The sequence below is a fragment of the Polaribacter sp. SA4-12 genome, from assembly GCF_002163675.1.
GTDB lineage: Bacteria > Bacteroidota > Bacteroidia > Flavobacteriales > Flavobacteriaceae > Polaribacter.
The window spans coordinates 702,235-715,672 of sequence record NZ_CP019334.1 but is presented as its reverse complement, the minus strand read 5'-3'; the positions used below and the strand labels follow the sequence as shown (position 1 = coordinate 715,672).

Sequence of the window (13,438 nt, the reverse complement as noted above, 5' to 3'; positions counted from 1 at the left end):
TTTATTTAAATTTAATATAAAGACGCTTTAAAATGGTAAAACGAACTTATTTTCTTAAAATTACTTTTTTAACAGCAGCAACAACTGCATCTGCAGTTAAACCATATTTTTCCATTAATTGAGCAGGAGTTCCAGATTCTCCAAAAGTATCATTTGTTCCAATAAATTCTTGAGGAGTTGGGTTATTTGTAGCTAAAGTTCTAGCAACACTTTCTCCTAAGCCACCTAAAATATTATGCTCTTCTGCAGTAACAATACAACCTGTTTTTGCAACAGACTTTAAGATAATTTCTTCATCTAAAGGTTTAATTGTATGAATATTTATTACTTCAGCAGAAATTCCTTGTTCTTCTAATTTTTCTGACGCTTGTAAAGCTTCCCAAACTAAATGACCAGTTGCAACAATAGTTACATCAGTTCCTTCAGTTAATTGAATTCCTTTTCCAATTTCAAATTTTTCTTCTTTATAATCAGGCATAAAAATTGGAACAACTGGTCTTCCAAAACGTAAATAAACAGGTCCATCAAAGTCTGCAATTGCAATTGTAGCAGCTTTGGTTTGGTTGTAATCACAAGTGTTAATTACAGTCATACCAGGTAACATTTTCATCAACCCAATATCTTCTAAAATTTGGTGTGTCGCTCCATCTTCTCCTAAAGTTAAACCTGCATGAGAAGCACAAATTTTAACATTTTTACCAGAATATGCAACAGATTGACGAATTTGATCATACACTCTTCCTGTAGAAAAGTTTGCAAAAGTTCCAGTAAAAGGAATTTTACCTCCAATTGTTAAACCAGCAGCAATACCAATCATATTTGCTTCTGCAATACCAATTTGGAAAAATCTTTCAGGATTTTCTTTAATAAATTGACCCATTTTTAAAGAACCAATTAAATCTGCACATAAAGCTACTACGTTTGGATTTGTTCTTCCTAATTCTGTTAAACCATCACCAAAACCTGAACGTGTGTCTTTTTTTTCTGTGTACGTGTATTTCTTCATTATATTGTTGTGTTGTATTGTGTTGTAAAATTTGTGTAAAAATAAACTTTTATTTTACTTTAGAGAAGATAAAAGTTTATTAAGAAGTAAGACTTTTTAAAATCGTATAATAAAGCCTGTTAAAAGTATACTAAAATAGTTTAATGGTGAGTTGTAAAGTATATTAAAAACAGATAGTTATATTCTAGAATAGGTTAAAAAAAATAAGCTCTTTTTATTAAAAAAAAAGAGCTTATTTATACTTAATTGATTGACTTTATTTATCTGTAACGTCTTTTTAAGTTCCAAACTATAGAACTTGTTTGACTAAAATTTTTTGTTGGTGTTCCAACTTTACTTTCTCCGTTTGTTTTTTTGTTACTTGTGATCATAATGATTTTTATTTTGCGACTGCAAAAATAGTTGGTTTATAAGCTTTGAAAAACAACAGTTTTAAAGTGTTTATATAGTATATTATCCTTTTCAATGATTAATAAATAATGAGCAATAATAGTTAGTTAATAAGTTTCAAAATGTACTTTGAGTTTATGGGTTCATCAACTCTTTATAAAGTTTATGAATAGGTATAGTATCTCGAACTAAAAAAATTATTACACTTAACACTTTTTACTTATTGAAATTCAATATTCCTATTACAAAAAAGCAAGAGCCCAATTAATAACATACTTACCAAATGAACACAAACAAAGTATAAGAACTACCTGTAATATACTAGGGGTTGATAGGCAAGGTTTATTCACGTGAGATAAAATTGACCAGAGAGAAGCTGATATTGAGTTTTAAAGTAATAACTTTAGTAAAATCAAAACATTTTATAATCCCTAGAATAGGCACAATAAAATTATATTATTTGTTAGAGGATGAATTGAAAAAACTGAAAATTGGCAGAGATAAATTATTCCTAATCAAATGCATCAATAAAATAAAATCAAAAGAAAACAATATAAAAGTAAAAAAGGTAATGATATAAAATCACTACCTTTAAATTATTAATTCTGTAACGCTATTTCTAGACATCACATATTTTAGAAATCTTATTTTCCAAAAAGTCCACCAAGTAAACTTCCAATACCGCCAGATTTTTTATTACCTCCTAAGAGCATACCAGCAACATCATCTACAATACTACCATCACCATCTGCATCTAGAATTTTTTCTAAGAAATTTTGCTCATTTGCAGTTTCATTTCCACCTAACATTCCGCCTAATAAACCTCCTAATCCAGAAGAATCAGTAACATTATTTTGACGAGATTCTTTTCCTAAAACCCCCATTAATAAAGGAGCAGCTACTTTAAGAATGTTTGCTACAGCACCAGCATCTAAACCAGATTTCTGACCAATTACTTGCTCTACACCTTGTTGCTTACTACCTAAAATATGACCTAAAATACCAGCACCTTCTTGTTTTACAGACTCATCAACTCCACCATCAAACAAACCACCAAGGTTGTCTAAAATACTTCCATCATGTTTACCTGATAAAGCACCCATTAATCCTGCGGCACCTTCTGGTGTAGAAGAATTTCTTTGCATAGCTTTCATTAAAACTGGCAAAGCCATTGTTAAAACACTACTTGTTTTATTAGAGTCATTTCCTGTAGAACCAGAAACTCCTGAAATAATTTGTTTTCCTAAATCACTATTTAATAAGTCTAAAATACCTGCCATTTTTATTGTTTTAATAATTAATATGTTTGTTTTCTAAAAATATGACACAATATACAAATAAAGTCACATCAGCTTATAAATATTTTATTTACCTTTCAAAATCTTAATATTTTAAACTATTTAATGAAAAAACTAGCACTACACTGGAAAATCTTAATAGGAATGGTTCTTGGAATCCTTTTTGGTTTTATAATGAATACTATTGATGGAGGTAAAGGGTTCGTTACTGATTGGATTAAACCTTTTGGAACGATTTTTATAAATTTATTAAAATTGATTGCTGTACCCTTAATATTAGCCTCTTTAATTAAAGGTATTTCTGATTTAAAAGACATTTCTAAAATTAAAAAAATGGGTTTTAGAACCATGGTTATTTATATGCTAACAACTTTAGTTGCTATCGTTATTGGTTTAGGAATTGTAAATGTAGTAAAACCTGGAGCAGGTATGTCTGCAGATACTATTGAGAAAATTAAAATAAAATATGAGACTTCTTCTGGTGTTGTAGATAAATTAGCAAAAGCATCTGCACAGAATGACGCAGGTCCTTTACAAGCACTTGTAGATATATTTCCGAGTAATATTTTTCAGTCATTAGGTAACGCAAGTATGCTTCAAATTATCTTTTTTGCATTATTTGTAGGAATTTCTTTATTGCTAATTCCTGAGAAAAAAGCAAAACCATTAATGGATTTCTTTGATTCATTAAATGAAGTAGTGATGAAAATGGTAGATTTAATTATGCTTTTTGCACCTTATGCTGTTTTTGCACTATTGGCAAATGTTATTATTGCTTTTGATGATACTGAGATACTTTTAAAACTTTTAGTATATGCACTTTGTGTTGTTGGAGGTTTACTATTAATGATTGGTTTCTATTTAATTTTAGTAAGTGTTTACGTAAAAAAATCACCTCTTTGGTTTTTGAAAAACATAAGTCCAGCTCAATTATTAGCATTTTCTACAAGTTCGAGTGCTGCAACTTTACCGATTACAATGGAAAGAGTAGAAGAACATTTAGGTGTAGACCCAGAAGTAGCCGGTTTTGTTTTACCCGTTGGGGCAACTATAAATATGGATGGTACAAGTTTATACCAAGCAATCGCTGCAGTATTTATTATGCAAGTTATTTGGCCAGAAGGATTAACTTTTTCTAATCAGATAATAATTGTTGCAACAGCATTGTTAGCATCTATTGGTTCTGCTGCTGTACCAAGTGCAGGAATGGTAATGTTAGTTATTGTGTTAGAATCTATTGGTTTTCCAGAAGAATTATTACCAATTGGTTTAGCACTTATTTTTGCAGTAGACAGACCTTTAGATATGTGTAGAACTACTGTTAATGTTACAGGAGATGCAACTGTATCAATGATTATTGCAAAATCTTTAGGTAAATTACATGATCCTAAACCAAAAGAATGGGATGATAATTATGAAGTTGTAAAATAAGTACACAAATAATGTCTTTAAAAATAACCAAACCGATAGTTTCAGTAGATTGGTTGCATTCTAATTTAGAAAATGAACAACTAATTATTTTAGATTGTACAATTCCTAAAGCGACAGCAAAATCTAAAGCATCAATTTCTGATGATAAAAAACAAATTATAGGTGCTGTTTTTTTTGATATTAAAAAGACATTTTCTGATGTAAATGCTCCATTTCCGAATACAATTTTATCACCAGAAGCATTTGAAGAGAAAGTTCAAGATTTTGGGATAAATAAAGATAGTATTATTGTTTGTTATGATGATTTAGGAATATATTCTTCACCAAGAGTTTGGTGGATGTTTCAACTAATGGGCTTTAAGAATATTGCTATTTTAGATGGAGGTTTCCCTAAATGGGAAGAAAATAAATATCCTGTTGAAAAACAGCAGAAAAATGTATTTTTAAAAGGGAATTTTAAAGTTGATTATCAACCAGAAAAAATAAAATTTACGAATGATGTGCTTTCTGCGATAGATAATGAAGCTATTTTAATTGCTGATGCACGTTCTAAAGGACGTTTTTATGCAACATTACCAGAACCAAGAAGTGATGTAAAAGGAGGTCATATTCCTAATTCTGTGAGTTTGCCTTTTTCTGAAGTTCTAGAAAATGGAATGTTAAAATCGGAAGATGATTTAAAAGCGATCTTTAGTGAAATGAACCCTAAAAATAAAGAACTTATTTTTTCTTGTGGAACAGGAATTACAGCTTCGGTATTAGCTTTAAGTGCAGAAATTACAGGAATAAAAGAATATGCTGTTTATGATGGATCTTGGACAGAGTGGGGAAGTACAAAGAATTTACCAATAGAAAAATAAGATGGGAACACTAAAATGGACTAGAGAGGAATTTGAAGCATATGTACTTTTATATGCTGCTCATTGTAATTATTTTGAAACTAAAGAAGAAGAAGAGTACATTCTTTCTAAAGTAGATGAAACCACATTTCATAAAATTCATACAGAAGTGGTTATAGATTCTGATGAAGATAATTTAAATAAAATTCAGCAATATATTTCTGAGAATAAGCTGAATCAAGAAGAGAAAGAGGCATTATTAAAAGATATAAAAAATGTCTTTTTTGCAGATGGTTCTGTAGATGTAATCGAAAAAAAGGTATTTGGCTTATTAAAGAAAATTATAAGTTAATAGCGTAAAATTAATTCGTCATTATAAAGTGAATTTAAAGATTTATAAATAATTAGTTGTTGAACTTTGATTCTTTGTTCTCTTAATTAGTTTTACAATTTCAAACCAAATTACTGAAATAAAACCAATTGCAATACAGCTTAATAATTGTGATAAATTCAATGTTTTAAATTCAAAAAAAGTTGTTAATGGTTTTACATAAAGAATAAGACCTACAATAGCAATAGTAATAAAAATGATAAACAGAACCATATTATTCTTATACTTTAAAGTCGTTAAAATTGAATAATAAAAAGAGCGGTTTATTAAAGTAAGAAAAATATTTGCGGCTATCAAAACAGTAAAAGTCATTGTTCTTGTCAGCTCTTCATCATAACCACTAATCACCGAATACTGGTAAATAAACAATGTTCCTAATGTTATCATTAATCCCTGTACAATACTTATGGATAATTCTTTCCAATTAAAAAAAGTAGTTGTTAATGCTTTAGGTTTCTGCGACATTGTATTTTTTTCCATTGGTTCATTTTCATAAATAATAGAACAAGTAGGTCCCATAATTATTTCTAAAAATATAATGTGAATTGGAGAAAAAATATTAGGGTAAATCCATCCTAAAGCTAAAGGAATAAATACAGTTAGTATTATAGGAATGTGTATAGAAATAATGTATTGTATTGCCTTTTTTAGATTCGTATATATTTTTCTGCCCATTGCTATTGCATCAACCATTTTTGATAAATCATCTTCTAATAAAATTAATGATGCAGCTTGTTTTGCAATTTCAGTACCTTTTTCACCCATTGCAATACCAATATGTGCTGCTTTTAAGGCTGGTCCATCATTAACACCATCTCCAGTCATTGCAACTATTTGATTCGAAGATTTTAAAGCATTGATAATTTTTAATTTTGCTTCTGGAAACATACGAGTAAAAATTGTAGTGTTCATTACGCAGGTTTTTAATTCATCATCTTTTAACTTCATTAATTCGTCACCAGTAATATTTTTTTCATAACCTCTAAATCCAATTTGTTTTGCAATTGCTTCAGTTGTTACTGCATTGTCACCTGTTATAATTTTTACAGCAATACCTGCAGTATAAAAATCTTCTAAAACTTTTTGAATGTTCTTTTTTGGTGGATCATAAAAGGCAACAATACCTTTAAATTGAAATAGCAAATCTTGTTGTTTTGAAGGGTAAATATTTTCTGTAAAATTTGAGACACCTATACCTAATACTCTATAACCATCATTTGCTATAAGTTGAATGGCGTCATATATTTTTTGTTTCTCTATTTCTGTGAGGTTTGAAACATTTATCAAAGCTTCAGGAGCACCTTTTGCAGCTATAATTCTGTTGCCTTTATCGTCTTCAAATATATGTGTCATCATAGGTGGTTTGCCACTTAATGGGTATTCATGAATGAATTTGTAATTTGGTCGTTCATCATTTTTTGCAATATTTTTATAAGCTTGGTGTAATGCTATTTCCATTGGGTCAAAAGGAATAGGTTCACTTGCCCACATTGCCAGATTTATAAGTTGTTTTTCGTCATCTGTTAATTGTTCGTTGGGTTGAAATATTTTATTTGATGATAGCAAAAATAGTTTTGCTAGACTCATCTTGTTTTCAGTAATTGTTCCTGTTTTATCAGTACAAATAACAGTTGCACTACCTAATGTTTCAACAGTTTTCATTTGCTTAACTACAATTCCCATTTTCATTAAACGCCATGCACCTAAAGCCATAAAGGTTGTAAAAGCAACAGGGATTTCTTCAGGAAAAATACTCATTGCTAAAGTAAGGGACTGCAATAAGCTATTCAATAAACTTTGAGAACCCCAAAAATTAATTGCCCAAACTAAGACAAAAGCTATAGTACCTATGATAGCCATCTTCTTTACAAAATTTGTAATTTGTATTTCTAATGGTGTTTTTTCATCAATGATACTTTCTAGACTCGTTCCAATTTTTCCTAATTTGGTTTGCTTACCTATAGCAGTAATTATTGCAATGGCCAAACCACTTGCAACAGTAGTACCACTATAAATAAAATTATCTTCTTGTGTTTTATCTTTAAAAACAGCGAACGACTCGCCTGTTAGTATAGATTGGTTTACCGAAAAGTCGTTGGAATGAATAATACGTCCATCTGCTGAAATAAATGTTCCTTCTTCCACCATTAAATTATCACCAATTACTAAATCATGGCTTTTTATTTCTTCTATTTTACCATTGCGAATAACTTTGCAATTGGGTTGAGAAAAATCTTTTAGTTTTTCTAGTACGTTCTTACTTCTAGAATCTTGGTATAATGAAATTGAAGTAATGAATAAAATAGCAGCTACTAAGAAAAAACCGTCAGCTATTTCGCCACTAATAAAATAGATAGAAGCTGCAACCAATAATAAAATTGTCATTGGTTCTTTAACAATATGTTTCAAGGTATTTAAGAAACCGTTTTCTTTTTTATAGTCTAATGTGTTTTGTCCAAATTTATTCCTTGCAAGAGTTACTTGCTCGTTTGTTAAGCCTAATATGTTGAAGTTATTTGTAGACATTTTCAAAGATAGTTTAACTATGTAAGGTTCGTTAGTGTTGAATCTAACGTGTCCATGTAATTTTTTTTGTTTTTTAAGTACTAAAGTTAGTGAAAAAATTACAGATAAAGTGGGAGAGGACTTTTGTAAATTAGCTTTTAATAGCAATTAATTATTTATGGTTTTGCTTGTTGTTTTTTTACAACAAAAAGCCTCACAAATTTGTGAGGCTTTCTAATATAATAAGATTATAATATTTATTTTATCAATAAATATTTAACAGAAACTAATTCAACAGAATTAATAATTTCAACATATAAAGAAACTTCTTTTGTGAAGCTAAAGGTACACGTTTTATTAGCATTAATCGTATTACAGCTTCCATTATTACCTGTATAATTTTCGCTTGATTCTAGACCATCTGTTCTCATTAAAAAAACAGGAACTCCTTCTACTGCAAAATTATTATTGTTTTTTAAAGCAACTTCAAATTCTAATTTAGAAGTATTATTACCTGTATCAGGATTAAAATTAAAGCTAATCATTTCATAAGAGAAATTTTGTAAAACTTCAGAAACATCAAGTAATGTTGTTACATCATAATCACAAGGAAGATCAATCCAATAGGAAGGCTCAAACGTGTAACCTGTACTTGTTTTTATAACATTATCTGGCACAGTTATTCTTTCTGCACAATTATTTCCTTCTGAACACCCAAAGTTGAAAGCAACAAAAAATATTAAAAACAGAGTGTTAACAAATTTCATAAAACGATTATTTTGCTGGTAATATTTTACCCACACATTCACCAAAACCAATACGTACTTCATCATTTTTACAATATGCACGCATAATTACAGTATCGTTATCATTTATAAATTTACGTTCTGTACCATCTTTTAATTTGATAGGATTTTGTCCTCGCCAAGTTAATTCTAAAAGAGAACCATAACTATCCTTTGTTGGGCCAGAAATTGTTCCAGATCCCATTAAATCTCCAGCTTCAACAGGGCAACCATTTACAGTATGATGTGCTAATTGTTGCGCCATTGTCCAATACATATATTTAAAATTAGAGTTGGCAAGTATTGTTTCTTCTCCGTTTTCTGGTTGAAGACCTACTTGTAAATGAATATCGTAGCTTCCTTTTCCTTCTTGTTTTAGATAAGGTAAAGGTTCATGAACTTGTTTCGGGTTGTCTACTCTAAAAGGCTCTAAAGCGTCTAAAGTAACAATCCAAGAAGAAATAGTTGAGGCAAAGTTTTTTCCTAAAAACGGACCTAAAGGCACATATTCCCAAGCTTGAATGTCTCTAGCAGACCAATCATTAAATTGTACCAAACCAAAAATATATTCTTCAGTTTCTTCAATCGGAATTCTATCACCTAAAACGTTAGCATCTGTTGTTATAAAAGCCATTTCAAGTTCGAAATCTAATAATTTTGTTGGTCCAAATCCTGGAGTATTGCTTCCTTCTGAAGGTTTTGTTTGTCCATAAGGTCTTCTAATTGGTGTTCCAGAAGGAATGATAGAAGAACTTCTACCATGATAACCAATTGGTACATGCAACCAATTTGGTAACAAAGCATTTTCTGGATCTCTAAATAAAGAACCAACATTTGTTGCGTGTTCTTTACTCGCGTAGAAATCTGTATAATCACCCACAGCAACAGGTAACAACATTTCTACTTCATCCATTCTAAAGATAATTTTGTCTTTATGATTTGCATTATCTCTTAAATTACCATTGGTAACATCAAAAACTTCTGCAATTCTATTTCTAACTAAACGCCATGTTTTACGACCATCAGCAATAAAATCATTTAAATTATCTTGTAGAAAAATATCGTCAGTAAGTGGTATTCCTTTAAAATAGCCTAATTGATGAAAAGCACCTAAATCTATGGCGAAATTTCCAATTCTACTTCCAATGGTAATAATGTCATCTCTTGTAATAAAAACACCAAAAGGAATGTTCTGTATTGGGAAGTCTGAGTCTTTATCTACTTTTAACCAAGATTTTCTATTAGGATTATTTGCTGTTATGATCATTCTAGTTCGATTTATTTTTATCAAACCTACATAATTTTTTTGCATTTTGAAATAAAAAAACCACGAAAAATGCATTTTTAACAGTACTTTTTTCTTTAAAATACAATAATTGCAAAAAATAATAAAATATCGTTAAAACATGTTTTTTACAAAAAGGATTTTGTTATTTTTGGAACTTCTTTAAAAACAACAACAATGCAATTAGACAATCAAATTTTTGACCTTATTCAGGAAGAAAAAGAAAGACAATTAAATGGTTTAGAGTTAATCGCTTCAGAAAACTTTGTAAGTGATGACGTAATGAGAGCCCAAGGTTCTATTTTAACCAATAAATATGCTGAAGGATATCCTGGTAAAAGATATTATGGAGGTTGTGAAGTAGTTGATGTTATAGAGCAAATTGCAATAGACAGAGCTAAAGAATTATTTGGTGCAGAATATGTAAATGTGCAACCACATTCTGGTTCTCAGGCAAATACAGCTGTATTTTTTGCATGTTTAAAACCTGGTGATACTATTTTAGGTTTCGATTTATCTCATGGTGGGCATTTAACACATGGTTCTCCAGTAAATTTTTCTGGTAAATTATACAACCCAGTTTTTTACGGTGTAGATAGAGCAACAGGAAGAATAGATTACGATCATGTAGCTAAACAAGCACAAGAGCATAAACCAAAATTGATTATTGCTGGTGCTTCTGCATATTCTAGAGATATAGATTTTGAAAAATTTAGAGAGATTGCTGATAGTGTTGGTGCTATTTTAATGGCAGATATTTCTCATCCTGCAGGTTTAATTGCTAAAGGAATTTTAAATGATCCATTGCCTCATTGTCATATTGTTACCACTACAACTCACAAAACTTTACGTGGACCAAGAGGTGGAATGATTATGATTGGTAAAGATTTTGAAAATCCTTTTGGATTAAAATTAAAATCAGGAAAATTAAAGAAAATGTCTACTTTAATTAATTCTTCAGTTTTCCCAGGAAACCAAGGTGGACCTTTAGAGCATGTTATTGCTGCTAAAGCTGTTGCTTTTGGAGAAGCTTTAACAGATGAGTTTTTAGAATATCAATTACAAGTAAAAGCGAATGCAGCTGAAATGGCAAAAGAATTTGTTGCAAAAGGATATGATATTATATCTGGAGGAACAGACAACCATTGTATGTTAATCGATTTACGTAATAAAGATATTTCTGGTAAAGATGCTGAAATTGCTCTTGGTAAAGCAGATATTACTGTAAACAAAAATATGGTTCCTTTTGATGATAAAAGCCCATTTGTAACTTCAGGAATCCGTATTGGAACTGCTGCTATAACTACTCGTGGTTTAGAAGAAGAAGATATGAAAGCTGTTGTTAACTTTATTGATGAAGCAATACAAAATGCAGAAAATGAAGAAGCATTACATGAAATAGGTGAACGTGTTTCTCATATGATGAGCGCAAGAAGATTATTCGTAATGTAATTACATTAAGTTTTAAGGATTTCACTTTTGTGAATGAAAATAAAAATTTTAAAAGCATCAAGTTAATTCTTGATGCTTTTTTTTGCTTAAAACTGGTACTGACAATTATCATATTTAATTTATAGATAATTTACGTACTTCGTTGTAATACAATGCCTTCGTTATGGGTTCACAATCTGTTATTGCAATTAAAACACAAAAAGATCGTAAAGATTTTGTACTTCATTTGCTCAATGATATTGAAGCTTTTGAATATATGATTGAGAATAATTTATTCGAAACTGGTATTCAAAGAGTAGGAGCAGAACAAGAAATCTGTATTGTAGATAAAGATTTTAGACCTTCTACAAAAGCGCTAGAAATTCTAGAAAAGATAAACGACACTCATTATACAACAGAGTTGGCTTTATTCAATTTAGAGATTAATTTAGATCCAATTGAATTAAAAAATAATTGCTTTTCTGATATAGAACAACAACTAACAACGTTATTAGATAAAGGATATAAAGTTGCTGATGATATTGAAAATAATAAATTAATCCTTACAGGAATCTTACCTACCTTAAGAAAAAAAGATCTTGATTTTAAAAATGTGACTCCTTTTAAACGTTATAAAACACTGAATAAGGTGTTGAAAAAAATAAGAGGAAATGATTTTAAATTACATATTCTAGGTGTAGATGAACTCATTTTAAGGCATGAATCTATCTTATTTGAAGCATGTAATACTAGTTTTCAAGTGCATTTACAAATTAGCCCAGAAGAAGCTATAGATAAGTATAATTGGTCTCAAGTAATTGCGGGGCCTTTATTATCTATTATGACGAATTCGCCACTTTTATTTGGCAAAGAATTATGGAGCGAAACAAGAATTGCTCTTTTTCAGCAAAGCGTAGATTTAAGAAATGTTACCCATTTTTCTAGAGAACAAAAACCAAGAGTTTCTTTTGGTAATAATTGGGTTAAAGACTCAATTTTAGAATTATATACAGATGATATTTCTAGTTATCCACCATTAGTTACATCAAAGTTTGATGAAAATTCTATGGAGTCTGTTAAAAAAGGAATTATGCCCAAATTAACGGCATTGAACTTACACAATGGTACTTTGTATAAATGGAATCGATTGTGTTATGGTGTTCATGAAAATACAGCACATTTACGTATAGAAAATAGATATATTCCTTCAGGGCCAAGTGTTAAAGATGAAATAGCAAACGCACTTTTATGGGTTGGCGTTATGCAAGGTATGCCAAAACAGTATGAAAAAATTTGGAGGAAAATGGCTTTTCGTGATGCTCGTGGTAATTTTGTAAATGCTGCAAGAACTGGTATTGACACTTATTTTAATTGGTTTGGAAAAGGGATTTCTGCAAAAAAGTTGATGGAAAATATTTTAATTCCGATGGCAAAAGAAGGTTTGCTAAAATCGAATATTGATGAATCTGAAATCGATTATTATTTAGGAATTATTCAAGATAGAATTGATACAACTACAACAGGTAGTAAATGGTTGATTAGAAATAAACGTAAACTTAGAAAAGAGGTTTCTAATTATGAAGCGAATGTAATTTTAACGGAGCATATTTATTTAAATCAACAACTAAATAAAACTGTTTCAGAATGGGAATCTGTTGTTTTTTATGAGAATAAAAGTGATAAAAAATACGATAAAGTCTACAAGATAATGTCTACAAGTCTTTTTGTTGTTCATGAAAATGATTTATTGAAACTGGTTTATAAAATAATGGAATGGAAACAAATACACCATATTCCTGTAGTTGATAAACACAATAATATTGTTGGTATTATTGAGAAAGTTCAATTAGAAAAATTAGATTTTTCATCAACAAAAGTGATGAATGAGGTTGCAAAAAATATTATGAATACAGATTTTGATATTACGCATCCAGAAACATCATATGAAGCAGCAAAAGAATTAATTATAAATACAAAGAACACCTGTGTAGTGGTTCTTAAAGAAGATAAATTAGTAGGTATTTTAACTAAAAGTGATTTAGATAAAATAGAAAAAATCAACAAAAATTAATGGTCA

Annotated in this window: 10 protein-coding genes; 5 read left to right on the top strand and 5 right to left on the bottom strand. The window is 29.7% G+C overall.

From position 1 onward, the window contains the following. Nucleotides 1-46 precede the first annotated feature (46 nt). Together BTO07_RS03230 and BTO07_RS03225 are read right to left on the bottom strand one after the other, a co-directional pair. A complete protein-coding gene (locus tag BTO07_RS03230; protein ID WP_087519863.1) occupies nucleotides 47-1,006 on the bottom strand; it encodes a transketolase family protein in 960 nt (319 codons plus the stop codon). Nucleotides 1,007-2,040: 1,034 nt separating this feature from the next. Next, nucleotides 2,041-2,676, bottom strand: coding sequence for a DUF937 domain-containing protein (locus BTO07_RS03225; protein ID WP_087519862.1), 636 nt, complete (start codon nucleotides 2,674-2,676; stop codon nucleotides 2,041-2,043). A gap of 123 nt (nucleotides 2,677-2,799) precedes the next feature. On the opposite strand from BTO07_RS03225, the gene BTO07_RS03220 reads away from it, so the two are divergent. The 3 genes from BTO07_RS03220 to BTO07_RS03210 are packed head-to-tail and all read left to right on the top strand — an operon-like array spanning nucleotide 2,800 to nucleotide 5,316. Beyond that, a complete protein-coding gene (locus tag BTO07_RS03220) occupies nucleotides 2,800-4,125 on the top strand; it encodes a dicarboxylate/amino acid:cation symporter (protein WP_087519861.1) in 1,326 nt (441 codons plus the stop codon). Nucleotides 4,126-4,136: 11 nt separating this feature from the next. Then, the gene (locus BTO07_RS03215) at nucleotides 4,137-4,985 is read left to right on the top strand and encodes a sulfurtransferase (protein ID WP_087519860.1); all 849 of its coding nucleotides are present in this window, start codon (nucleotides 4,137-4,139) and stop codon (nucleotides 4,983-4,985) included. Nucleotide 4,986: 1 nt separating this feature from the next. Continuing rightward, nucleotides 4,987-5,316, top strand: a complete 330-nt coding sequence (locus tag BTO07_RS03210; protein WP_087519859.1) for a hypothetical protein — start codon at nucleotides 4,987-4,989, stop codon at nucleotides 5,314-5,316. Nucleotides 5,317-5,358: 42 nt separating this feature from the next. On the opposite strand, the gene BTO07_RS03205 is transcribed toward BTO07_RS03210, so the two are convergent. From BTO07_RS03205 to fahA, 3 genes are all read right to left on the bottom strand, one after another. Beyond that, nucleotides 5,359-7,881: a cation-translocating P-type ATPase gene (locus BTO07_RS03205; protein ID WP_087519858.1), complete on the bottom strand. Its 2,523-nt coding sequence runs from the start codon at nucleotides 7,879-7,881 to the stop codon at nucleotides 5,359-5,361. 236 nt (nucleotides 7,882-8,117) lie between these two features. Beyond that, complete coding sequence (locus tag BTO07_RS03200; RefSeq protein ID WP_157663271.1) at nucleotides 8,118-8,627, bottom strand: hypothetical protein; 510 nt, start codon at nucleotides 8,625-8,627, stop codon at nucleotides 8,118-8,120. Nucleotides 8,628-8,634: 7 nt separating this feature from the next. Beyond that, the gene (fahA, locus tag BTO07_RS03195; RefSeq protein ID WP_087522532.1) at nucleotides 8,635-9,912 is read right to left on the bottom strand and encodes a fumarylacetoacetase; all 1,278 of its coding nucleotides are present in this window, start codon (nucleotides 9,910-9,912) and stop codon (nucleotides 8,635-8,637) included. A gap of 195 nt (nucleotides 9,913-10,107) precedes the next feature. On the opposite strand from fahA, the gene glyA reads away from it, so the two are divergent. Next, nucleotides 10,108-11,382 carry a serine hydroxymethyltransferase gene (gene glyA, locus BTO07_RS03190; RefSeq protein ID WP_087519856.1) on the top strand — a complete coding sequence of 425 codons (1,275 nt, stop codon included), beginning with the start codon at nucleotides 10,108-10,110 and terminating at the stop codon, nucleotides 11,380-11,382. A gap of 163 nt (nucleotides 11,383-11,545) precedes the next feature. Beyond that, nucleotides 11,546-13,432: a CBS domain-containing protein gene (locus BTO07_RS03185; protein ID WP_087519855.1), complete on the top strand. Its 1,887-nt coding sequence runs from the start codon at nucleotides 11,546-11,548 to the stop codon at nucleotides 13,430-13,432. Nucleotides 13,433-13,438 lie beyond the last annotated feature (6 nt).